The sequence below is a fragment of the Chryseobacterium indologenes genome (genome assembly GCF_002025665.1).
Taxonomy (GTDB): Bacteria; Bacteroidota; Bacteroidia; order Flavobacteriales; family Weeksellaceae; genus Chryseobacterium; species Chryseobacterium metallicongregator.
Genome location: NZ_CP018786.1, coordinates 4,324,281 through 4,348,640 on the forward strand (window position 1 = coordinate 4,324,281; position 24,360 = coordinate 4,348,640).

The following is a 24,360-nucleotide window of genomic DNA, read 5'->3' on the forward strand; positions in this document are numbered from 1 at the left end:
TAGAAATAATCCATCTCATCAACTCTAAGAATATGATTTAAATCATAAAATTATTTTTATCTATTCTAAACAAATACTTACATTTGCGCCTTATTTAAAACTGTTCTACATAAAAATAAAATGAAAAGACAACTACTTTCTTTAGGTCTTCTATTGATCGCTGTTTCAGCAAGTTCTCAGATGAAAAATGCGGAAGCAGACACCATCAGAACTCAGACGATTGAGGATATTAATCTTCACAAAACAGGAAATCCTAACCAGGCGAGGCCATTATCAACAAAATCAAATCTGACGGTAATGGAAAACCCTCAGCCCATTGCTATTGTTACTCACGAAATCATTGAGCAGCAACAGGCAAAGCAACTGAGTGATGTTCTTCAGAATGTAAACGGAATGTATGTTACTTCATCCAGAGGAAATTCTCAGGACAGCTTCGGGGGACGTGGTTTCATTTTAGGAAATGATAATATCTTCAAAAACGGAACAAGAGTAAACAGTGGAGTTTTTCCTGAAGTAAGTGGTCTGGAAAGAGTTGAAGTTTTAAAAGGGGCAAATGCCATGTTATTTGGTAATGCAGCAGCAGGTGGTATCATCAACATGATTACAAAGAAACCTAAATTCAATTTTGGTGGAAGTATCGGATTAAATGGCGGAAGCTGGAATTCTTACAAACCAACTGTTGATATTTACGGCCCTTTATCAAAGAATATTGCTTTCAGAGTAAATGGAGCTTACGAATATGCAGAAAGTTTCAGAGATGTGGTAGAATCAGAAAAATACTATTTCAATCCTTCATTCCTTTTCAATTTAAGTCCAAAATCGCAATTGATTGTGGAAGCAGATTATCTTAAGAATAATTTCACTCCTGATTTCGGTCTTGGATCCATCACCAATCCTGATGGAAGTTATAAAATCAATGATCTTCTACCTAAAAATGCTTTCTTAGGAGCGGACTGGCAATATCAAAATGTAGAACAAGTTTCTACCAATGTAACTTTTAATCACCAATTTACTGATAAGTGGTCATTAAATGCTGTAGCTTCTTATCAGAACTATACTAAAGACTATTACTCTACTGAAAGAGTGCAATGGGGATATGAAAAGAACACAAACCGTCTTTTCTGGCAAAGACCTTTAAATAAAACATTTAACGAGCAAAATTACACTTCATTACAAGTTAATATTAATGGAGAGTTCAATACCGGAAAAATCAATCATAAGGTTTTAATTGGTACTGATGGAGACTATGGTGTTCAAAATAACTATACTTACACCAATCCAACAGTTTATGGGACTAACGGCAATACAGCTACCATTAATAATAACCTTTACTTAGATGATTCATCAACTTGGGCTAGTGGAAAAATGCCTGACGCATCCTTAAAAGATAGAACAAGAATCCCTACACAAAGATTGGGTATATATATTCAGGATTTCATAAGCCTTACCAAGCAACTTAAAGTAATTGCTGGTTTAAGATGGTCTTATTTGGAAACAATGACCAATACTAAAAATACATTTTCAAATGACCTTGGAGATGTTGATCAAAAAAATACAGCAATATCTGACAGAGCATTTTCACCAAAAGCTGGTTTAGTATATATGCCAAACGATAACCTTTCCGTATTTGCAACCTATACCAACTCTTTTGCTCAGAATACAGGAAAAGATATTTATGAACAAGCGTTAAAACCTACTACAATTGATCAATATGAAGCAGGAGTAAAAAAGAATTTCTGGAATAATGCTTTAGCTGTAAACCTGACAGCCTATCAAATTGTTTACAATAATTATTATCAAACCGCGCCTCAATTAGCAAATGGGCAGGCGAATTCAGATTCATTCTATAAAGAATTCGCAGGAAAAATGAGAAGCCGTGGTGTTGAGTTGGATATTACAGGAAATCCAACAGAAAATTTATCAATTATCGGTGGATTCTCTTATAACAACTCTGTATATCTCGATACACCAGACGGTTTTGGATATGTTGAGAAACAAAGATTAGTTAGAACACCAGCTACAACAGCAAACGCTTCTGTATTTTATAAATTTACGCGTTATGCAAAAGGACTTAAAATAGGTGCAGGTGCATATTTCATCGGTGACAGATTAGCAGGATGGAATGATACAAAAAATGGTTCTACAGGATTGGGTGCAAGAAACGGGATCAGCAGATCATTTGCTTTAAAAGATTACACCACCGTAATGGTTTCTGTAGGATATGAGTGGAAAAAATTCTCTATCCAAGGAAAAGTGGGTAACCTGTTTAATGTCGAAAACTACAATGTTCACGAGAATTATTCAGTGAATCCTATTACTCCTAGAAATTACTATTTCACATTGACATATAGACTCTAGAATTCTTTATATAATAATTCTTTCATTAAAAGTGGAAATTGCATTTTTGCAGTTTCCACTTTTGAAATTTTAAACAAAAACAAAACAATAAGATATGGATAAGATTAAAGACACAAGAAGTTTCATGAGAATTACTCACCGTTATCTGGGATATTTTCTTGCCGGAATTATGGCTGTATATTCCCTAAGTGGAATTCTTCTGGTGTACAGAGACACAGACTTTCTGAAAAGCGAAAAGAAATATGAAAAAAACATTGCAGCCAATCTTTCAGAGAAAGAATTAAAAAAAGAACTGAAGATGAAAGGCCTGGAAGTGGAAAAAACGGAAGGAAGTGTTCTTTATTTTAAACAGGGAACTTATGACAGTGCCACAGGAAAAGCTAAATACACTAAAAAGGAACTGCCTTTCGTATTGGATAAAATGGTTTCTCTACACAAATCGCAATCCAAAGACGCCATCTCTCCGCTAAGTGTATTCTTTGGAGTTTCCCTTTTCTTTTTTGTTATCTCAAGTTTCTGGATGTTTAATCCAAAGACCAAAGCATTCAAACGCGGAATCAAGTTTACTATTGCTGGACTAATCATTTCCGTGATTCTTTTATTTATTTAAAAAATCAGAACCGGAAGAAAAAAATAAACATTTTATATAATTAATGATATACCAGCTGATTTTATCATTTTATTCTTAAATCACTCATTTTATTTTCTTTATCATGATAATATATAGAGTGAATAGGTTAAAAAAATAAATTATATCTACCTGAAAATCTTAACGTTTCTTTAGAGAAATTACCTAAAATTAAGAGTCTGGCACATTTATTGTTTTTTCTATAATTCGTGAATAATAAACATTTAATTATTAAAATAATAAATTATGAAAAAACTTATTTTAACAGGAATATTAGCCGTAGCAGGCTTAACAGCAACTGCCAACGCTCAGATTCAAAAAGGTAATTGGATGGTAGGAAGTAGCATCGTAGCCAGTAATTTTGGTTTAAATACAGGCGGTGGATATAATATTTCACTACAGCCAAAAGCAGCTTATTTTATTCAAGACAATGTAGCAGTAGGAGGATATGTAGATTTAGGATTTAATAAAGTAACAAATGGATCCCCTACCAATTTTGTATATAAAGTTGGAGCTTTAGGAAGATATTATGTTTCTCCAGGGGAAAAAGGAGTAGATAACTTACTACACCATGGAAGATGGTTCTTCGAAGGTAATGTAGGTGTTGGAGGTACTTCTACTGAAGGATCTAACTCTACTACAGGTTTAGATTTTGGAGCAGGTCCTGGTTATTCATACTTCATTACACCAAATATCGGTGTTGAAGGTTTAGTAAAATATAATGGTGTTGCAGGATTTGGTAGCGAAGGATTAACTTCTACTTTAACTTTCAATGTAGGATTTAGCATTTATTTACCAACTTCTAAAGGTAAACAAATCATCAACGACGTTAAGTAATCACTGAAATACTTATAAAAAATGAAATCGCCCCGAAATTAAATTTCGGGGCGATTTTCGTACAAATTAAAACTAAACTATAAAAAATCAAATAAATCATGTATTCGGTTGTGGGGTATATCTTAAATACGGTTTTATTTCCGTTACCCCTTTTGGAAAAATTTCTCTGGCTTCTTCCGTAGAAATGGTAGGAGGTATAATAACATCTTCTCCATTTTCCCAGTTAACAGGAGTAGCCACCCTATAATTATCTACCAGCTGTAAAGAATCCAGCACTCTAAGGATCTCATCAAAATTTCTTCCTGTAGAGGCCGGATAGGTAATAATCAGTCTTACTTTTTTGGAAGGATCAATAATCAACAGAGAACGTACAGTAGCCGTAGCGGAAGCATTGGGATGAATAAAATCATACAGCTCAGAAACTTTTCTGTCTTTATCAGCAATAATGGGAAACTTCACAGTGGTATTCTGAGTTTCATTAATATCTTTCACCCAGTTTTGATGATCCTCTACTCCATCTACACTCAGAGCAATCACTTTTGTATTTCTGGCATCAAACTCAGATTGTAGTTTTGCCGTATATCCCAGTTCTGTAGTGCATACCGGCGTATAATCTGCAGGATGCGAAAACAGAATTCCCCAGGAATCTCCCAGATAATTATAAAAATTAATATCCCCTACGGATGACTCTGCCTGAAAGTTGGGTACTGTATCTCCTAATTTGATTGACATAATGTTTACTCTTTGTAGTCTACAAATTTAGTAGACTTTTTGGAACTGGCAAATTTTTTGATGAAAATTTATATATTTAACTAAAATTTTATCCATGGAGAAAACCGGATTAAGGTATGTAGATGTTGTTTATAAGGTATTGGAAAGTTGGTATGTAACTTTTGCAGCACTTACCCCAAAGCTGATTGTCGGAATTTTAGTATTTACATTCTTTCTTATCAGCAGTAAATATTTAAGCAAAGGAGCTGTAAAATTATTTCACAAATTTTTCCCGAAAAGTCAAAAAGAAAGTTCATTAGTAACTTTAATTAGCATATTCAGATTTCTGATCATGCTGATGGGTACATTTATTTCTCTTGAAATAATGGGGTTCAGTAACTTTCTTTGGAAATTTATCGGAAGTTTAGGAGTTGCAGGAGTTATTGCAGGGGTAGCACTGAAAGACCTTGTTTCGAGTATTTTTTCAGGAATGCTGATCGGAATCGATAAAGCATTTAAAGTAGGTGATTATATTACCATCGGTGCCCACTCCGGAACGGTACAGGAAATAGGTTTTTTAACTACAAAACTTCTTACGGATGACGGTAAGAAAGCCTACATTCCCAATCAGGTTGTCTTCAATGCTCCGTTTTATAATATTACCGCTTCCCCACAACGCAGGATTATTTTAAATTTTGAAATTCCCGCTGATGAAGATATCAGCAAAGCACAGAAAGGAATTCTTGATGTGATTAAAAACCTTGATAATGTGGATAAGTTAGATACTATAGAGGTAATCTTTACAGACCTTAAACAAGGGGCATTTAACCTGCAGGTGAAATTCTGGATAAAAGTAGGAGCCAACCTTGCTCAAATAAGAAGTAAGGCCTATTTAGGAATTAAAGAACGTTTTGATGTGGATAAAGTTCAGTTGGTAACGCCAACCAGTATCAGCATTACCAATGGGGAATCCCTTCCTCCAGAAAATCATGATAAATAAATGTTTTTATATTCTGGCTTACTGATCGAATTAGATCATGTATCATTTTATATTCAGCCCATTACCCTATAATTCTTATTTTTATGTAAAGATCTTAATCTATAAAACAATGCCATCACAATCCAATTCATTCCACCCTATTGAATCAAAAACTTCAAAAAGGCTTTCTTTATTGATAAAGGTGGTTGGCATAGCGTTTTTAATTATAACTCCTTTATCCATTATCATAATGGCTATATTGGCATTTAATGCAAAAGAAATCTCAGGAGAAATAAAAATTATTCTCATTGCCATTTTTATAGCAATCCTATGTTTTTGTGTCTGGATACTCTTTCAGAAAAACAAAAAAAATATGACCACTCATATTATTGTTGATGAAAAAGGAATTCACCATTACTGCAAGCGGAACATTGTATACTCCATAATCTATGCTGAGCTTCATCCCAATCCGGAAACTGATAAATATGATGTATTATTGACAGAGTATGATGAATCTGCTCCTGGTTTATGTATCTATTTCTTTGAGCCTGAAATAAAAAAAGTTGCCCGAAAGACTGTCAATTTAAATATTGACACCGTTATTACCAATGGAAATTTGTTACTCAAAAATTTTGTGAAAGGAATATTGATTTTCAGGCCGGATTTAAAAATTGCACCCAATGTTCTGGATCTTTACCGGCTGGAAGAATTCAGGAAATAAATCCCGTTAATTCAATGATTACCACTCAAAATAATAACAAAAAAACCGTTCCAAAAATGAAACGGTTTTCTTATTTATCTGAAAATTTTAGATTAAGCTAAAACTTCTTTTACTTTGTTTGCAGCTTCTTCTAAAGTAATTGCAGAGTGTACCGGAAGACCAGACTCGTCAATTAATTTTTTAGCTTCTACAGCGTTAGTTCCCTGTAATCTTACGATCAATGGAACCGGAAGGCTACCCATAGCTTTGTAAGCATCTACAACACCCTGAGCAACTCTGTCACATCTTACGATACCTCCGAAGATGTTGATCAAGATTGCTTTTACGTTTGGATCTCTTAAGATGATTCCGAAAGCAGTCTGTACTCTCTGAGCATCTGCAGTACCCCCTACGTCAAGGAAGTTTGCTGGGTTACCACCTGATAATTTGATGATATCCATAGTTGCCATTGCAAGACCAGCTCCGTTTACCATACAAGCAACGTTACCATCTAGTTTTACGAAGTTAAGCCCCGCTTCACCAGCTTCTACATCCATTGGATCTTCTTCTCTTGTATCTCTAAGCTCAGCTAAGTCTTTGTGACGGAACAATGAGTTGTCATCTAAAGTTACTTTAGCATCTACAGCGATAATCTTGTTATCAGAAGTTTTTAATACAGGGTTGATTTCGAAAAGAGAAGCATCAATTCCTGTATATGCATTGTAAAGAGATGAAATAAATTTCACAAATTCTTTGAATGCATTACCTTCAAGACCTAGGTTGAAAGCAATTTTTCTAGCCTGGAATCCTTGAAGACCGATTGCCGGGTCAATCAATTCGTTGTGGATCAAATGAGGAGTTACTTCTGCAACGTGCTCAATATCCATACCACCTTCAGTAGAATATACGATTGTATTTTTTCCTTCAGCTCTATCTAAAAGAATAGAAACATAAAATTCTTTAGTTTCAGATTCTCCAGGATAATAAACATCTTCTGCAACCAAAACAGAGTGTACTTTTTTACCTTCAGCAGAAGTTTGTGGAGTTACCAACTGCATTCCGATGATATTCTGAGCGTTTTCTTTAAGTTTATCCATGTTTGGAGAAAACTTAACACCCCCACCTTTACCACGACCACCTGCGTGAATCTGTGCTTTTACAACCCAAGCCTGTGCTCCGGTTTCAGCAGTCAATTTTTCAGCAGCTGCTACAGCTTCATCTACGTTGTTTGCAACGAAACCACGTTGGATAGCTACTCCATACTTTGATAAAATCTCTTTTGATTGATACTCGTGAAGATTCATATTATTTTTATTATTTTATTTTAATATTTAAAGGTTGACAAATTTACTAAAAAGACACGGAAGTTCAAGTTTATTGACTTAAAATTTAAAGTCTGATCGACTTGATTTTTAACATATCATTCTATTTCCCCTATTCTTCCGACAATTTCTCAGACTGAGATCCGATAAACGGAATTTTTGGAGCCAAAAAATATCCGGTAAGGCTGGCAAATAAAATAGGTACAAAATAGGTAAATCCTGTAAGTGTTCCCAAAATAATTGTTGTACTCATCGGTGTCCTTGTCACACAGGCATTGATTGCAGCCATACAGCTTACGATAGCTAAAGTAGTATCAACATTTGGAAACAAATTATGGATAATCAGTCCTAATGTTGTTCCTACAAAAAACAAGGGAATGATAAATCCTCCTCTCCATCCGGAAGTCACCGTAATGGCAATGGCCAATATTTTAAAAATAAGAATCAGAATTAAAAAATTCAGTCCGAAGTTTCCTCCGATCAGCTGATTGATCTCGTTGTGCCCAAAGTATCTTGTAATGGGAAAATTATAGGCAATGATTCCTAAAATAATCCCACCTACTAATGTTTTAATGTAAATCGGAAATTTTCTGTACTCAAAAACCTTTTTGAAAAATTTGACTACAAAAATAAAGATCCATCCGAAAAGAGTTCCTACAATTCCGAACAATGTAGCATAAAGAAAATCATACACTCCGGTATAATGATATGCTTTCAGATCCCAGGTTGCTCCAATTCCCAAATGGATAATCAAAGCAAACATCAGGTAACTGAAACAACTTGCTACCAGTGCCGGAATAATAGCTTTGTAATATTCTACCGCATGTTTATGATGCAAAATTTCCAAAGAAAAAAGACTTCCTCCAAGCGGAGCACCGAATAACGCTGTAAAACCGGAAGCCATACCGGCAATGCTCAAAGACCGCAACTCTTCCCCTTTCAGTCTGAAAATTTTTCCAAGCCAGGTTCCTGTAGATCCGGTGACCTGTACCAAAGGAGCTTCAGGACCTAAACTTCCTCCTGATGCTACACAGAAAAGAGAAGAAAGGATCATCGAAGGATTATTCTTCGGTTCCAGTTTTCCTTTATTGAATCTGATATTATTAACAATCAGATGAATTTCTCCCGGATCTCCGATAAAATGAATTACCAGTCCGGCCAGCAGTCCGCAAACTGCCATGGTTGGAATGACCTGCCAACCCTGAAATTTGGCTAAGAACTCTGTGAAATGTTCCAGTACAATCCAATATCCTCCGGCAATGATGCCGCCTACAAGGCCTGTAACAGCCCACATAAAAAAAGTGCGGCTGAACACAAACGGGTTGAATCTGATAGGTTGATCTAAGAGATTGAATGTTCGTATTAACCGTCTCCTTCTATTGATTTTCATTCTTAAATTCTGTTTTTAGCAAAATATAAGATCAACATTCCCCAGCTTAAGATCATCATCAGACCTCCAAGCGGAGTGATAGGGCCTAAGAATTTAAGATTCATCCCAAGATAATCCTGCATGCTCAGAAAGTAGATGCTTACTGAGAATAAAAGAGTTCCTGCAATCATTAAAATGGAAGTCCATTTCTCAGCAGATGTTTCGAATTTTAAAATATATCCGATGATCAGCAGGAAAAAAGCTGCATACATCTGATATCTTACGCCTGTTTCAAAACTTTCCAGCCTTTCCACAGCTAATATTTTCTTTAAAGCGTGCGCTCCGAATGCACCTAAGATTACAGAAACCATTCCGTAAACTGCTCCAAAAACTAAAGTAATTGTTTTCATTTTATAACTCGTCTAATTCTAGGGTTAAATATTTTTTTGTTTTATAATCCTGCCAGGTTCCCATAATTTTCCTGCCTTGCAGATCCGCTTCCACCAAGGCTTTGAAAATCCACTGGTTGGTTTCTTCGCTGTAATAATCGTTTTCTATAATGGAGATATGATTACCTTTTATCTTTCCGTTCCACTCAATCAGCTTTTTATTTTTATCATACCAGTATTTTGCAGAAAAAGAACCATCGTCATATACTTCACTGATCAAAACAGTAATGGAATACTTTCCATCGATCTTTCCCTTATACAATTTATTAGTAAGACTGGTTATCTCTGTTTTTTCAGATCCGGAAATTAAATTTTTCGCGTAAGGACTCCAATGTTTTTCCAGCTCTTTGTAGGAAAATTCTATTTCATGACTTCCAAGCTCATCCAAAGCTCTCATGGCATGATTAGAACATCTTCCGGCAACAAAAGTCAGTTTATCTTTTCCAAAGAAATACCTGATCCCTTCTAAAGTATGTTCCGTAAAACAGTCTTCATACATAGCAATCTGATCCTGAGTCTCCTCTTCAGGATTTTTCTCAGATTTCAGTGTAACAAGAAAATCAGAAATCCTTTTCTTTACTCTTTTCTGAATAATCCCCTCAACAGTCTTCACTGAGCTGGGTTGAAATAAATCTTTGGCATTGATAAAGTTTCCTGTTCTCAAATCAAAATTCTTCCAGATCAAAAAACCTTCCGGATAAGCACCTGAAGCTTCACCATCTATGGCAATACTCAGAATATTCTTGGGAGTTTCAATCTTATCCCAACTATAAAAATAAAGATAGTTGGAATAGGAATTGGTTGCTGTAGAAGCCAGTTTAAAAGGATTACCACCAGATCCGGGGACATATTCCAGCTGATCCACCTGCAAAAATGTATTGATTTTATTTTCTACCCGAGGATTTTCATAATAAGAAACAACCGGAAAAACGGTATCTTCAGTTTTCGGCTGCAGATTACTTATTTTCACTTTTTGCTGTTGTGAAAAACTTAATCCGGAAATCAGTAAGAAAAATACAATACCCTTTTTCACTATTTTGATTTTAAGTACATTAAAATGAACTTGGCCACCAATGTAGAAATCCCCAGTATGATAAACATATTGGCAAATCTCTTGGAGCTTCTAAAACCTTCATGGTTTGTTTTCTTCAGAAAAAATCCAAAAATAAGGAATATAATGGGCAAAATGATCTGTAACATTAGTTTCCTCTCATTCTGTTAAACTCGTTGATCACCTCATGGTGGCTCACCGTCTTATCTTTAAAATACGTTACAAAGTGCTGCTTTTCTTCTTCGGTAGCTCCCAATTGGTTCAGAATATTCAATAAGTGCATTTTCATATGTCCTTTCTGAATTCCTGTGGTTACCAGAGAACGTAAAGCACCAAAGTTTTGTGCAAGGCCAGAAACGGCAAGAATACTCATCAACTCCTGAGCAGAAGGTTTTCCAAGAAGTGCCAGAGAGAATTTTACCAGAGGGTGAAGGTTCGTAAGCCCTCCTACGACTCCTACAGAAATAGGAAGATCAATCCAGAATCTGAAAACACCGTTATCTGTTGTACAGTGAGTCAAAGATCTGTATTGTCCGTCCCTTGCAGCATATGCATGTGCACAGGCTTCTGTAGCTCGGAAATCATTTCCGGTAGCGATTACAACAGCATCTACTCCGTTCATTACTCCTTTATTATGAGTGGTTGCGCGGTAAGGTTCAATTTCTGCAATGGTAACAGCCTGTTTGAATTTAGCGGCAAATTCTTCAGGAGAAATTCCACTGTCGTCTTTTAAATCTTCCATTTTACATGAAACCTCAGCTCTTACGATACAGTCAGGGGTAAAGTTGGAAAGAATATTCATTACAATTTGTAGTGAATTCTTTTCTTCCTGAGTAAAATCTTCGCTGGTAGCAACTTCCTGCCTCAATGTTTTTCCAAACTGCTCAAGACAAGAATTGATAAAGTTCGCTCCCATTGAATCCACAGTATCAAAGCTTGCTTTAAGCTGGTAATAATTCGGCATTTCTGCTGTTTTATCCACCAGGCTGATATTTAAAATACCTCCACCACGTTTTCTCATGTTGGATGTAATATCTTCCGTTGTTTCGAATAATTTTTTCTTTAAACTGAAATTAAAGAAATGTAATAATTTGTGAGGTTCTACATTAAAAATAAAGTGGGTATGTCCCAACTTTTCTGTATTGATAATGGTTGTTTTAAATCCCCCTTTGTCGATCCAGAATTTGGCAGCTTTGGAAGCAGCAGCTACTACTGAACTTTCTTCAACAGCCATTGGAAGAGCCAATAGTTTTCCATCGATTAAAAAGTTCGGAGCAATTCCGTACGGCATATAAAAATTGGAGATGGTATTTTCAGAAAACTCTTCATGAAGTTTCTGAAGATCTGCATCATCGTTCCAATACTGTTTTAATATATTTTGATATTCCTGGTTTCCTTCAAGATATTCGTTTACGAGCCATTCGATTTTCCCCTGCTTTGGAAGCTTGGAAAAACCTTCGATTGGTTTATGATTCATGATATAAACTTTAATGAGCCGTAAATATAATGATTTTGAGACTCTTTTTTGTTGATAACTTCTATGAAAAAAGATTGACTTTTATCAATTTTGGAACTAAATTTGAACAAAATTAAAATACTTTTTTGATACAAAACAGATCAATTGTTTTAAAATATGAATTTTGACCGACTTAAAGAAAAGCTTGAAATCCTTGCTGATGCAGCGAAATATGATGTTTCCTGTTCATCAAGCGGAGGCACGAGAAAAAATAAAAAAGGAGCTTTAGGAGACAGTTCCGCAAGCGGGATTTGTCATACCTATACAGAAGACGGCAGATGTGTTTCTTTGCTTAAAATTTTATTGACTAATCATTGTATTTATGATTGTGCTTACTGTGTTTCCAGAAGTTCCAATGATATCAAAAGAGCAGCATTTACGGTAGAAGAAGTGGTAGATCTTACCATCAATTTTTATCGAAGGAATTATATTGAAGGGTTATTTCTGAGTTCAGGAATTTTCAAAAACGCCGATACTACGATGGAAAGGCTTGTAAGAGTTGCCAAAAAGTTACGTCTGGAAGAAAACTTTAACGGGTATATTCATTTGAAATCTATTCCCGGGGCAAGTGATGATCTGATGCAGGAAGCTGCGTTGTATGCAGACCGGTTATCCGTAAATATCGAAATTCCTACAGAAAGCGGATTAAAATTGCTGGCCCCTGAAAAAAACAGACAGGATATGATCAGTCCGATGCGGTATATCCAAAAAGGAATTATTCAATATAAGGATGAAAAGAAAGTTCTGAAAAAAGTTCCCAAGTTTGCTCCGGCAGGACAATCTACACAGATGATTGTGGGAGCAACCAATGAAAACGACCTGCAGATCATTAAAGTTGCTGATCATTTTTATAAAAACTTTAATTTGAAAAGAGTCTACTACTCCGGATATGTTCCGGTGTTGGAAGATCAGAGACTGCCTTCTTTAACGACGGAAGTTCCTATGCTTCGGGAAAACCGTTTGTATCAGTCGGATTGGCTGATGAGATTTTACGGTTTTAAAGCAGAAGAAATTTTAGATCCTCGTGTTCCTTTCCTCGATCTGGAAGTAGATCCGAAATTAAGCTGGGCGTTGCGAAATCTCGATCAGTTTCCCATTAATCTTCAAACTGCAGAATATCAGTTGATTTTAAGAATTCCGGGAATTGGAGTAAAAACGGCTCAGAAAATTGTCAGTGCCAGACGTTTTCAGATTTTAACCATGGATCATTTGAAAAAACTGGGTGCGGCTGTGAATCGGGCAAAATACTTCATTGATTTTAATGCAGGAAATGCTTACCTAAGATATTTAACAGATAAAAACTTCAGAAAGCTGCTGATAGGGGGAAGTTCATCCAAATTCCATAACCAGTTTTCACAACAGCTGACTTTATTTTGATTTTTAAACACAAGTCACACGAATATGTTCACAAATGGCCACTAATTTATTACTTCGATCTAACAGCACATTTGTCATTCTGACGAAGGAAGAATCTCTTCAATTAACCAGATTCTTCATTTCACTTTATTTCATTCAGAATGACAAACACAAATAAATTTTAAATTAAATACATGACAACCCTACTCTACGATGGCAGCTTCGAAGGACTTTTCACTGCGATATTTGAAGTTTTCGAATACCGTTATAAAGATGTAGAGATCACAAGTAGAGAAAGATTTCACCAGGAAAATATTTTTGCGGAGATCCATGAAGTTATTACCCAGACAGAAAAATCTGAAAGAGTACTGAATAAACTGGAACAGAATATCGGAAAACAGGGTGTTTACAAACTTTTAAAAGTTTTTTTATCTGAAGAACCGGAGCTGGAAAACCTCATCTTATCTGCTGTAAAACAGTCTATAAAACATCCGGAAGCTAATATTCTTGAAAATTTTGCTGATTCTGATATTTTGAAAATCTCTAAAATCGGGAAATCCGTAGACAGGGAAAGACATAGAATGACCGCATTTGTCCGCTTTGAAAAAATGCAGGATGGTGTTTTCTTCTCCAAAACAGATCCCGATTTCAATGTTCTTCCTTTAATCAGAAAACATTTTCATGACCGCTATCAGGATCAGAAATGGATGATCTATGATCTTCGAAGAAACTATGGAATTCTGTATGATCTGAACGATTGTGAGTTTTTCTATCCTGATGAAAAAATTGATCTCAATAATTACCAGCAAAAATTCCATGATGATGAAAAAAGCTATCAGGTTCTCTGGCAGAGGTATTTCACAAAAACAAATATTGTGGAAAGAAAAAATATGAAACTCCATATTCAGCATGTTCCGAAAAGATATTGGAAGTATCTGACTGAAAAATGGTAGCCTGAAATTCCATATTGTGGATAACTTTTTATTTCAGCGAAAAAAGAGATAATTTCAAACTCTTTTTTGAAGAAGATCATTTAACCTATTAATTTTGTGACAGATATAATTCACATTATTTGAAAACTCATATTGTGGATAACTTTTTTCAGTTAACATACCGTTAACATTGAAAATATTTCAAAACAGTTTTTTCCTTAAAAACTAAGCAGATTAAGGCATTTCTAAAAGAATAAGGAATATGAAAATCTTATATAAATAGATGAAAACCTGTTATTTATACAACAAGAATTGAAATCAACATTTCAAATTTGTGGATAACTTTTACTTTTTAATCGTTCGCAATGCTTTTTTGACGATATACTGCGTTTCTTTTGTGGGACTTTCCCGAAGCCATTCGTCACAGATTTCCACTACAAATTCGGGTTGTGATTTGCTGGCATCATTCAGCCAGTTGCCAACGCTGTCTTGTACATATCTGGAGGAATCAGATCGTAAAGATTCCAGTATTTCCAGTCCAAGCCCCGGATTTTGTTTTAAAGTATCAATATGTTCGCACCAAACACCTCTTGGTCTTGTGGATTCACTGGCAAAGCGTCTTACGTTCTCATTGTCATGTGTTGTCCACTTTGATAATATAGATAAACTTTCGTCCAGGTTTCTGGAAATATCCGGGCGTACCGCCATCCAGCAGATTTCTCTCACTCCAAAATGAGAGTCAGAAGCAAAAGATTGAATTTTATCTAACTTTTCTTTCAATTTTAAATCATGGTTTCGTCCAATGGTATAAGCTGCCCAGCAACGTACCAAATCTGCCGGATGAACAGATAATTTTAATAGAAATTGATCATCTTTATTTTTCACAGCAAGATTAAGAAGCCCAACACCAATTGTTTCATTAATAGTATTGACAGTTTGTTTCTTCAGCTGGTTTACATTTTCTAAAACAGGGATTAGATATTCTTTACGATCATTTTGTAAAAGCAGATTTTCCAGCAACAACCTTTGATCTACGGCCAGCCATTCTGTAAGATTAGCGGTTTCAATTTCTCCTCTGTTCAGCTGTTCCAATATATCTGGTGGAATATCTTTGATGGAGCGGGCTCCTTTTCGTTTTTCTGTCATACTATTTAATGATTATCTTTACAAAAGTCTGAAAGTGGGCGGAGAAAAACAATACCGCATATTTTTCCCCCATAGGGATAAAAAAGTCAATTTTATGGAAACAAAGGAAAGAGCTGAAGAAAATAAAATTTGTCCATTGGAAGTTGCAGTCAATACCATCAGTGGAAAATGGAAAATTCCTATTGTCTGGCAGATTAATGAAGGGAAAAAGCGTCCCAGTGAATTTTTGCGTGGTATTGCAAAAGTGGACCGAAGAGTTCTTAATCAGCAACTGAGTGAAATGGTGGAAGATGGTATTTTAACAAAGCAATCTTTTAATGAACTTCCTCCAAGGGTTGAATACACACTTACGGAACTGGGAGAAAAATTAGTAAAAATACTCTGGCAGCTGAATGATTGGGGAAAACTTTTAATTCCGGAAAAAGAAAAGGTGTAAAGGAGGTTTCAAATCTTCATATTTTCAGAATCCTTAATTGCCAGATATCTAAAAAAATGATCTTTGTATCAACTAAAAACGCATGAAAAAAATTATCACAGGAATTACAGCATTTCTCTTTCTCACAGGCTGTACAAAAGAAAAACTGTCAGACCGTTTACTGGCTGAACCAGATCATAACGAACATTTAATTGCTGAAAATTCTCTAAAGATTCATAAGGATAAAAATACCATCCGGGAAAGATTTTCTCCACCGGAAGGATATGAGTGGATTGACGAAAAACCAGATTCTTACGGATATTTTATTGAAAATTTTAAACTGAAACCTTATGACAGTCCAATTTTAAAATATGACGGTACTCCTATTTCTACCCAGCATCTTCATGAGGCTGTTTTTGATATTGATACCGGAAATAAAGATCTCCAGCAATGTGCTGATGCGGCAATCCGTATGAGAGCTGAATATCTTTATAAGGCAAAAAAATTTGACGAAATCAAGTTTCATTTTACCAGTGGTGATCTTCTTAGCTGGAACGATTATAAGAACGGAACAAGGGCTTTTGTCAGCGGAAATTCGGTCAGCTTTAGAAAAACAGCAGCTTTTGATGATTCTTATGGGAGTTTCAGAAATTACCTGGATCTTATTTTCAATTACTCAGGAACAATTTCATTAAACAAAGAAACAAAGCCTGTTACACAAAATTCTGATCTGAAAACGGGAGATATTCTGATCACACCAGGCAGTCCCGGACATATTGTTTTCGTTACCGGAGTTTGCAAAAATCAAAAAGGGGAAAGATTGTATTTATTAGGTGAAGGATTTACCCCAGCTCAGTCGGTTCATGTGCTTTCTAATCCGTTTAATCCCTATTTTACGCCCTGGTATGACCTGGATATCGATGCTCAGGAAACAAAAACTGCACGATATTTTTTTAAACCTACAAACTTCAGAAGCTTTTAATAATTTATATTCAAAACTATTGGAAAGTTACTACGATAATCTGAACTTGTTTTTGTAAATTTGTGTTCGAAATTTTTTACTTGATGAAAGAGAGTGCTGTAAAAAAGATTGCAGTTCTTACTTCAGGGGGTGACTCTCCGGGTATGAATGCGGCATTAAGAGCGGTAGTAAGAACCGCCAATTACTATAATATCGAATGCTACGGAGTGAGAGAAGGCTACAACGGCCTTATCAACAATGATTTCCTGAAAATGGGAGCCCGTTCCGTAAAAAATATAATCAACCAGGGTGGAACGATTCTAAAATCTGCCAGATCCGCTGAGTTCAGAACGAAAGAAGGCCGTCAGAAAGCTTATGACAATTGCATAAAGCTTGGAATAGACGGATTGGTTTGTATTGGTGGAGACGGAACTTTCACCGGTGCAAAAATCTTTAATGAAGAATTTGGAATCAGAGTAATCGGTATCCCGGGAACTATTGACAACGATATTTTCGGTACAGATAATACCATCGGTTACGACACTGCCTTGAATACTGCCATGGATGCCATTGATAAAATCCGTGACACGGCCACTTCCCACAACAGAGTTTTCTTTGTAGAAGTGATGGGGCGTGATGCTGGTTTTATTGCTTTAAACAGTGGATTGGCTGCCGGTGCTTTGGACATTTTGATTCCTGAGAAAAAAGACAGTATTGATGAACTTTTCATAAAATTCAGAAATGCTGAAAAAACAGGGAAATCATCCAGTATTGTAGTGGTAGCAGAAGGTGAAAAATTAGCCAACGTTTACGAACTTGCTGAAAAAACCAAGCAGACATTCCCTGATTATGATATTCGTGTAGCGATTTTGGGACATATGCAGAGAGGAGGTTCTCCAAGCTGTGCAGACAGAGTGTTGGCCAGCAGACTGGGATACGGTGCTGTAACAGGACTCATGGAAGGACAAACCAATGTAATGGCAGGAATGCGTTCCAATGATTTGACGTATACACCGATAGAAGAAGCCATTAAAAAACATAACGAAATCAATAAAGATCTTTTACTGATTTCAGAAATTTTAGCAATCTAATTATTTTTATAATCTAATAAAAACAAACTATTATGTCAACAATTAAAGTAGGTATCAACGGTTTTGGTAGAATTGGACGTCTTGTTTTCAGAGCAATGACTGAAAGAGACAACATTGAAGTTGTAGGAATCAATGACCTAATCAATGCAGAATACATGGCTTACATGTTAAAATATGACTCTGTACACGGTATTTTCCCAGGTGAAGTTTCTGTAGAAGGAAATGATCTTGTAGTAAACGGGAAAAGAATCAGAGTAACTGCTGAAAAAGATCCAAGCAACCTAAAGTGGAATGAAATTGGTGCAGATTACGTAGTAGAATCTACTGGTTTATTCTTAGATAAAGAAAGCGCTGCAAAACATATTACTGCAGGTGCTAAGAAAGTAATCCTTTCTGCTCCTTCTAAAGATGATACTCCAATGTTCGTAATGGGTGTAAACCACAAGGAACTTACTGATGATATCAAAATTTTATCAAACGCTTCTTGTACTACAAACTGTTTAGCTCCTTTAGCTAAAGTAATCCACGATAACTTCGGAATCGTAGAAGGTTTAATGACAACTGTACACGCTACAACAGCTACTCAGAAAACTGTTGACGGTCCTTCAATGAAAGACTGGAGAGGTGGTAGAGCTGCTCTAAACAACATCATCCCTTCTTCTACAGGTGCTGCTAAAGCGGTAGGAAAAGTAATCCCTTCACTAAACGGAAAATTAACAGGTATGTCTTTCAGAGTACCAACTGTTGACGTTTCTGTAGTAGATTTAACTGTGAGAATTGAAAAGGCTGCTTCTTATGAAGAAATCTGTTCAGTAATCAAAGCTGCTTCTGAAGGTGAATTGAAAGGTATCCTAGGATATACTGAAGAGGCTGTAGTATCTCAAGACTTCGTAGGAGATAAGAGAACATCTATCTTCGACAAAGATGCTGGTATCATGCTTTCTCCTAACTTCGTGAAACTTGTTTCTTGGTATGACAACGAAATGGGTTACTCAAACAAGTTAGTAGATATGCTTGTACACGCTGCTTCTTTATAATAAACGATAAGCAATTAGTAATATAAAACCTTCCCGATGGGAAGGTTTCTTTTTATTAGGTATTAACTTTTATAAAATTTAAAATATTTTATACCCAAAGCCAGCACCTAGCCAAGGTTTTTTATTATGGTTCCACATGGAAGCATCCTTTCCGATAGCATAATCAACGCCTAAAAATACTCCGATGTTGATACTATTATACATAAAAGTAATTCCCAAAGCAACGGATCCTAGTCCCTTAGTAATTTCAGTATCATCTGTAATCGGTCGATCCGCAAGGTTTGTATTTGATTTATTAAGCTTAACAGAAGATGCTCCTACCAACAATCCTCCGGTAATCCGCCATGTATTCTCTTTGGTTTCAATTTCGTCCTTGTAGAAAAATGTTGTTCCTCCATATGAATATATACCCCAGAATAGATTACCATTAATTCCTGTCGAAAACTCTTCATCAAGTCCATTCTTACCTCTAAATCGATATTTAATAGGTATTGTTAAAGCATTCAAGGTCATAGAAGTAAAGTATAAAACAGGGCTCTTCCTGTTTTGCAATTCATAAAAATAGACTGGGCTACTCTTTCCATCTTTCAACAGCAGATTAACAAGCAATTTATTCTTCTCAACTTTCACATTTCCACATTCCATACTTCCCATATTTGCATCGACAACCTCATCAACCTGATACTCCCGAAAGAATTTTTCATCAATAGTAATCTCTCTTATCACTTTTATTTCTTTTCCGTCAATAATAACTTTATCTTCAACAGATATTTTATCTCCGAACTTATATTTTTCCTTTATTTTGCGTTTTTCTTCCTCAGATAAACTTTCAAAACTCGTTTTTATATTCTTTTTTAGAGTATAATCACCTAATTTATCATAGATGCGATATCTTACATTAAAATTTTCTTGTCCAAAAACCATTCCCACATACCCAAGCAGAAATAGTAGTAATAAATAAGTTTTCATGGTTATTAGTTTTGTTTTACACAAAGTTTCAAATTATATAAACACAAGTAAATTACCCGTTTGTGGTATTTTTCCAGAAAGTTTTTCCTGGATAGCTGATAAATCTCACCGGAAAACTTCAGCATAAAACTTGTACTTTTATAGGTAAAGGAATGAACATGATACAACCTCGATTTAAAGATGCTCCTCACTTCAGAAACTTTTGGGAAAGTGGGAACGGAAAACTCCTTATTGAATTTTCCGGAGCAGAGGTGAATTTTGAAAAATTTGAAAAATTTGCTCCCTATTTTCATCATGTAGATGAAATCGGTGATGAAGTGGTAAAAGAGGTTTATTTCACTAAAAAATTTCATGAGGCTTTCAGGGAAATTGAACAGTATATCAGAAATGGGGTTTCGGAAACAGACACAGTTCCTGAAAGTGTAAAAAAGCTTTTCACCCAAACTCAAAAAGTTCCCGTATGGCTGGATTATAATTTACTGAAAAGTGGCGCTGAACTGTGTATGAGAAGCAACCTTGATTCTTTGATCTCCCTGAGGGATTATTGTCTGATTGGCGGTTACGACTACGCCTATCTCAACAAGCCACTGATTGTCACAGAAGCATTGAAAAAAGGTGCTGTAAAGCGTCTTTCGGAAACGTTGGATTTCTGGGTGAATGCTACCCGCTACAATGCCCTTGAAATTCATGCAAAAGGCTATGAGTTTGCGATAAAAACCCGTCTGATCCATTCCTACGCCAGACTTTCCATAAAAAAACATTATAAAGACTGGGATACTGAAAACTGGGGAGAGCCTATCAATTCGTGGGATATGATGGCAACCTATATCGGATTCAGTCTGGTATTCCTTCATAGTCTTAAAAAATTAGGAAATAGCTTTTCTGTTGAAGAGGAACAGGGAATTTTTCATCTCTGGAAATATGTAGGTTATCTTTTGGGAATTCCGGAGCAGCTTCTTCCTGATGATAAAAAACAGGCAACAGAATATTTCTATTTATGGACTTCTGTTCAGCCCCCTTCGGATAAAGATTCTGTTCTTCTTGCTCATTCTCTGCTGGATGAATCATTGGAAAACCCTATTTTAAAATTTGAATTTCAAAGAAAAAATTTGAAATATCTACATGTCTGCTGTACCTGGTTTTTGTTGGATGACGAAGTGTGTAAAAGATTACAAATTCCGGAAGTTCCTTACAGAAATCTGTTTCCAAAATCTAAGATACTCTTCAACAAAATTTATGATCAGCTTGTCAGCCGGAAATCGAGAATACAAAGAGGAAACAAGGATCAGATGAAAGTATTGGAAGATTATCTTGCCATCACTAAAAACTCAAATTTTCATTAAAAGTAATTGTTGGAAATCGCCAAGGCGCAAAGATTTCAAGACATTGCAAAAGTTTTTTAGGACGCAAGAAAATCGAAGATTTTCAGCAGGGGAATTATATAATTTCAGGTAAAATTCTTGCAATCAACCAGACGATACAGGTTTTAATAGCATATGCGTTATCTGCAAAATCAGCGTGAGGTAAAAAATACATACACTACTTAATTTTATAGGAGATAAAATCTTTACGCCTTAAAGCATAATCTATATTAAAAGAATTGCGACTTTGCGATTTCAAAAAAAAAACTCATTTTACTAAAACATTAAAAAAACTTTAGATAACACATCCTCCATCTGCTTCGTAATGAATAAGATCAGCCATAAAACTTTATCATTTTTTAACTCTAAAAACAGCTTTAGGAAATAAAATATATTAGCTTTTAATATTTAAATTATGTATTTTTGAGAAATTATATTAATAGAGATGAGTAACATTGATGATAAGAAAAAAGCACTCGCTTTAGTGCTTGACAAGCTAGATAAAACATATGGAAAGGGAACAGTAATGACTTTAGGTGATGAATCTATCGACAATACCATAGAAGTAATTCCTTCCGGTTCTTTAGGATTAGATATTGCACTAGGTATAGGTGGATATCCAAAAGGAAGAATCATTGAAATATATGGTCCTGAATCTTCAGGTAAAACAACATTAACCCTTCATGCTATTGCTGAAGCTCAAAAAGCTGGTGGTATTGCTGCATTCATTGATGCAGAGCATGCTTTCGACAGAACTTATGCTGCGAAATTAGGAATTGATCTTGAAAACCTGATCATTTCTCAGCCTGACAATGGAGAACAAGCTTTAGAAATTGCAGATAACCTGATCCGTTCAGGAGCTATTGATATCGTTGTAATTGACTCTGTTGCCGCTCTTACACCAAAAGCAGAGATTGAAGGTGAAATGGGAGATTCCAAAATGGGTCTTCATGCGAGATTAATGTCTCAGGCATTAAGAAAGCTTACAGCTACTATTTCAAGAACAAAATGTACCGTGATTTTCATCAACCAGTTGAGAGAAAAAATTGGTGTAATGTTTGGAAACCCTGAAACTACTACCGGAGGTAACGCTCTTAAGTTCTACGCTTCTGTAAGAATTGATATCAGAAAAGCAAGCGCACCTATCAAGCAAGGTGACGAAGCTATTGGTAGCCGTGTGAAAGTGAAAATTGTGAAAAATAAAGTAGCACCTCCTTTCAAGCAGGCAGAATTCGATATCATGTATGGAGAAGGAGTTTCTAAAGTAGGAGAAATTCTTGATACTGCTGTAGATATGGGAATCGTGAAGAAAAGTGGATCTTGGTTCAGCTACGAAGAGACTAAATTGGGTCAGGGACGTGATGCTGTAAAAGATGTTTTAAGAGATAACCCGGATCTTGCTGAAGAATTGGAAGGTAAGATCAAAGAAGAAATGAAAAACAAATAGTTTTTCAGAACAATATAGAAAAGGCAGTCTTAGGATTGCCTTTTTTTGTTTTTAAAATACAAATATTTTTTAACGCAAAGGTTTCATCTATATACTGTAATATCTTTAAGGAAGCAAAGAGCGAAATCAATTTTCATTGATTCTTACTAAGCAAATGCATCATTTACCACAAAACTCCATCAGCGAAGCGTTTAAATCAGAAAATAAAAAAGAGGTCATTCCGTAGAACAACCTCTTTGAGATTTTATATTTTAAAAAAATTATTCAGCAATTTTACCTTGCAATTGAAGTGCTCCGGTCACTTTCATTCCTTTTGTTGGAGTTTCAAATCTCATATTCTCTTTATTCACAAAAGCATCAATGGTGAAGAAATCTTCATTCTCTTCATTGGTGATCAGCTTCAGCTTCAGAATATATCCTTTAACACTTCCATCTTCAAGCAATTCTGTTTCCTTAAAATCTACAACCTGCCCAATAAAGTCAAAACATGCATAGTTAGGAAGATCCTGGCTTGGTGCATACGTTGTGAAATCCTCACTCATTTTAGTACCATCTGGTAAATCAATATTGGTGTGAACATCAAGAATAAACACAATTCCGCTGACATTTACTTTCAGATGTGGTTGTGTCATGTATGTATTTTTATTTTCAGCATAATCTGTTGCAAAGAACCAAACTGCAAAAGTTTCTCTGGCAGGTCCTGCTACAATCGCCTGTAAATTCAGTGCATTTTCCCATTCCCTGATAGATCTCGTTTCAAAATCCAACGTATAATCCGTTGTTACTTCCGGAATGATAATGCTTAATTCCTCCGTTAAAGTAGTTTTAAATGTTACCCCTTCAAATTCTGTTTTGCTCTTAATATCCACTGATGGATCAGAAGATTCAGACTGTGTCAGAATAGCATTAAGATACTGACCGTAATCTTTAGTCTGGAAATTCTGATGACCAAAAATCCCACTCCATGTATTCATCATGTTATGAACATTCGATTTTCTGATGATGATTCCTGCTTCATTCGTCATTTCAGGAGCTGTAATTCCTTCTGTATTCTGGAAATAATTTTGCCCCTCAATCAACTGATGATTCATGATTGCATTATTTTCTTCATGAGAAAACTCTGCAAAACCTTTATAAGTAATATTTTGGTTTTCGAAAATATAAGGCAACCCTGTTTTCTTCTTTTCATCACCAGCAAAGTGATAAGCAAGTGAAATCCCCTTGAATTCTCCTTCCTGAATTGCCGGAGTGTGGTTACCGTTATGATCAAACTGAGAATGATACAGGATCACATAAGATTTAATCTTACCTTCCTGAAGTTCACTTTCGAACTTTTCTTCCATTTTTGCAATCGCCTGTTGTGGAGAAAGTGCATAAGCATCTTCAGTTACCATATACGCAAAGCCTTCTACCTTGCCATTCTCTTTTTCAAAAGCAGAAAGAGGCGTATACTCACCTCTTAACTGAAGAGCTATAGAATACACGATATAATCATTATAAATCCTGATTTTTTCATATTCTTCATTTACTTTCGGCTCTTCTACCGGCTGCGAAGGGATTTCCGGTATTGTTTCCACAACTTCTTCCATCACTTCCTCTACTACTTTTTCTTCCGGCATTTCCATTTCCTGAACCGGAATAATTACATTTTCCTGACTGTTATTTTTCTTCTTAAAAAAATCAAAGATTCCCATACTGTTATTTATAATTGGCGGTAAATATAAT

General features: G+C 35.5%; 23 protein-coding genes. 13 read left to right on the forward strand and 10 right to left on the reverse strand.

Annotated elements, in window-relative coordinates:
• Positions 1-120: 120 nt before the first annotated feature.
• The 3 genes from BUE84_RS19510 to BUE84_RS19520 all read left to right on the forward strand — a co-directional run bounded on the left by BUE84_RS19510 (position 121) and on the right by BUE84_RS19520 (position 3,823).
• Positions 121-2,358 (forward strand): TonB-dependent siderophore receptor, encoded by a 2,238-nt coding sequence (locus BUE84_RS19510; RefSeq protein ID WP_079243138.1) that lies wholly within the window; start codon positions 121-123, stop codon positions 2,356-2,358.
• Positions 2,359-2,452: 94 nt separating this feature from the next.
• A complete protein-coding gene (locus BUE84_RS19515; RefSeq protein ID WP_047435058.1) occupies positions 2,453-2,968 on the forward strand; it encodes a membrane protein in 516 nt (171 codons plus the stop codon).
• A 264-nt stretch (positions 2,969-3,232) separates the two neighbouring features.
• Positions 3,233-3,823, forward strand: coding sequence for a hypothetical protein (locus BUE84_RS19520; protein WP_034694879.1), 591 nt, complete (start codon positions 3,233-3,235; stop codon positions 3,821-3,823).
• Between the two features lie 96 nt (positions 3,824-3,919).
• Here BUE84_RS19520 and BUE84_RS19525 read toward each other — a convergent pair whose 3' ends face one another.
• Positions 3,920-4,555 carry a peroxiredoxin gene (locus tag BUE84_RS19525; protein ID WP_079243139.1) on the reverse strand — a complete coding sequence of 212 codons (636 nt, stop codon included), beginning with the start codon at positions 4,553-4,555 and terminating at the stop codon, positions 3,920-3,922.
• A 94-nt stretch (positions 4,556-4,649) separates the two neighbouring features.
• Between BUE84_RS19525 and BUE84_RS19530 the strand changes: the two genes are divergently transcribed.
• The gene (locus tag BUE84_RS19530; RefSeq protein ID WP_079243140.1) at positions 4,650-5,534 is read left to right on the forward strand and encodes a mechanosensitive ion channel family protein; all 885 of its coding nucleotides are present in this window, start codon (positions 4,650-4,652) and stop codon (positions 5,532-5,534) included.
• Between the two features lie 99 nt (positions 5,535-5,633).
• On the opposite strand, the gene BUE84_RS24250 is transcribed toward BUE84_RS19530, so the two are convergent.
• Positions 5,634-5,828, reverse strand: a complete 195-nt coding sequence (locus tag BUE84_RS24250; protein WP_145953303.1) for a hypothetical protein — start codon at positions 5,826-5,828, stop codon at positions 5,634-5,636.
• 58 nt (positions 5,829-5,886) lie between these two features.
• On the opposite strand from BUE84_RS24250, the gene BUE84_RS19535 reads away from it, so the two are divergent.
• Positions 5,887-6,234 (forward strand): hypothetical protein, encoded by a 348-nt coding sequence (locus BUE84_RS19535; protein WP_145953304.1) that lies wholly within the window; start codon positions 5,887-5,889, stop codon positions 6,232-6,234.
• A gap of 92 nt (positions 6,235-6,326) precedes the next feature.
• Here the strand turns inward: BUE84_RS19535 and sucC are convergent, their stop codons facing one another.
• From sucC to BUE84_RS19560, 5 genes are all read right to left on the reverse strand, one after another.
• Positions 6,327-7,517 (reverse strand): ADP-forming succinate--CoA ligase subunit beta, encoded by a 1,191-nt coding sequence (gene sucC, locus BUE84_RS19540; protein ID WP_034694875.1) that lies wholly within the window; start codon positions 7,515-7,517, stop codon positions 6,327-6,329.
• A 130-nt stretch (positions 7,518-7,647) separates the two neighbouring features.
• Positions 7,648-8,925 carry a chloride channel protein gene (locus BUE84_RS19545; protein WP_079243142.1) on the reverse strand — a complete coding sequence of 426 codons (1,278 nt, stop codon included), beginning with the start codon at positions 8,923-8,925 and terminating at the stop codon, positions 7,648-7,650.
• 2 nt (positions 8,926-8,927) lie between these two features.
• Positions 8,928-9,314 carry a DUF423 domain-containing protein gene (locus tag BUE84_RS19550; RefSeq protein WP_034694871.1) on the reverse strand — a complete coding sequence of 129 codons (387 nt, stop codon included), beginning with the start codon at positions 9,312-9,314 and terminating at the stop codon, positions 8,928-8,930.
• A 1-nt stretch (position 9,315) separates the two neighbouring features.
• Positions 9,316-10,386: a hypothetical protein gene (locus BUE84_RS19555; protein WP_079243143.1), complete on the reverse strand. Its 1,071-nt coding sequence runs from the start codon at positions 10,384-10,386 to the stop codon at positions 9,316-9,318.
• Between the two features lie 166 nt (positions 10,387-10,552).
• Positions 10,553-11,881, reverse strand: coding sequence for a hydroxymethylglutaryl-CoA reductase, degradative (locus BUE84_RS19560; RefSeq protein WP_079243144.1), 1,329 nt, complete (start codon positions 11,879-11,881; stop codon positions 10,553-10,555).
• Positions 11,882-12,037: 156 nt separating this feature from the next.
• On the opposite strand from BUE84_RS19560, the gene BUE84_RS19565 reads away from it, so the two are divergent.
• Both BUE84_RS19565 and BUE84_RS19570 read left to right on the forward strand, forming a co-directional pair.
• On the forward strand, positions 12,038-13,297 hold the full coding sequence (locus BUE84_RS19565; protein ID WP_079243145.1) for a putative DNA modification/repair radical SAM protein: 1,260 nt from the start codon (positions 12,038-12,040) through the stop codon (positions 13,295-13,297).
• 173 nt (positions 13,298-13,470) lie between these two features.
• Positions 13,471-14,229, forward strand: coding sequence for a TIGR03915 family putative DNA repair protein (locus tag BUE84_RS19570; RefSeq protein ID WP_079243146.1), 759 nt, complete (start codon positions 13,471-13,473; stop codon positions 14,227-14,229).
• Between the two features lie 324 nt (positions 14,230-14,553).
• Here the strand turns inward: BUE84_RS19570 and BUE84_RS19575 are convergent, their stop codons facing one another.
• On the reverse strand, positions 14,554-15,354 hold the full coding sequence (locus BUE84_RS19575; protein WP_079243147.1) for a DNA alkylation repair protein: 801 nt from the start codon (positions 15,352-15,354) through the stop codon (positions 14,554-14,556).
• A gap of 94 nt (positions 15,355-15,448) precedes the next feature.
• On the opposite strand from BUE84_RS19575, the gene BUE84_RS19580 reads away from it, so the two are divergent.
• From BUE84_RS19580 to gap, 4 genes are all read left to right on the forward strand, one after another.
• A complete protein-coding gene (locus tag BUE84_RS19580) occupies positions 15,449-15,790 on the forward strand; it encodes a winged helix-turn-helix transcriptional regulator (RefSeq protein WP_079243148.1) in 342 nt (113 codons plus the stop codon).
• A gap of 82 nt (positions 15,791-15,872) precedes the next feature.
• Entirely contained in the window at positions 15,873-16,751 is an 879-nt protein-coding gene (locus BUE84_RS19585) for a DUF4846 domain-containing protein (protein WP_079243149.1), read from the forward strand.
• Positions 16,752-16,834: 83 nt separating this feature from the next.
• Entirely contained in the window at positions 16,835-17,821 is a 987-nt protein-coding gene (pfkA, locus tag BUE84_RS19590) for a 6-phosphofructokinase (protein WP_079243150.1), read from the forward strand.
• Positions 17,822-17,853: 32 nt separating this feature from the next.
• Positions 17,854-18,858 (forward strand): type I glyceraldehyde-3-phosphate dehydrogenase, encoded by a 1,005-nt coding sequence (gap, locus tag BUE84_RS19595; RefSeq protein WP_034694859.1) that lies wholly within the window; start codon positions 17,854-17,856, stop codon positions 18,856-18,858.
• Between the two features lie 78 nt (positions 18,859-18,936).
• Here the strand turns inward: gap and BUE84_RS19600 are convergent, their stop codons facing one another.
• Entirely contained in the window at positions 18,937-19,827 is an 891-nt protein-coding gene (locus BUE84_RS19600) for a hypothetical protein (protein ID WP_079243151.1), read from the reverse strand.
• A 158-nt stretch (positions 19,828-19,985) separates the two neighbouring features.
• Here BUE84_RS19600 and BUE84_RS19605 point away from each other — a divergent pair, with 158 nt between their 5' ends.
• Together BUE84_RS19605 and recA are read left to right on the forward strand one after the other, a co-directional pair.
• Entirely contained in the window at positions 19,986-21,170 is a 1,185-nt protein-coding gene (locus tag BUE84_RS19605; RefSeq protein ID WP_238594296.1) for an oxygenase MpaB family protein, read from the forward strand.
• Between the two features lie 463 nt (positions 21,171-21,633).
• Entirely contained in the window at positions 21,634-22,635 is a 1,002-nt protein-coding gene (recA, locus tag BUE84_RS19610; protein WP_034694853.1) for a recombinase RecA, read from the forward strand.
• A gap of 260 nt (positions 22,636-22,895) precedes the next feature.
• Here the strand turns inward: recA and BUE84_RS19615 are convergent, their stop codons facing one another.
• The gene (locus tag BUE84_RS19615) at positions 22,896-24,329 is read right to left on the reverse strand and encodes a hypothetical protein (protein ID WP_079243153.1); all 1,434 of its coding nucleotides are present in this window, start codon (positions 24,327-24,329) and stop codon (positions 22,896-22,898) included.
• Positions 24,330-24,360: the final 31 nt, after the last annotated feature.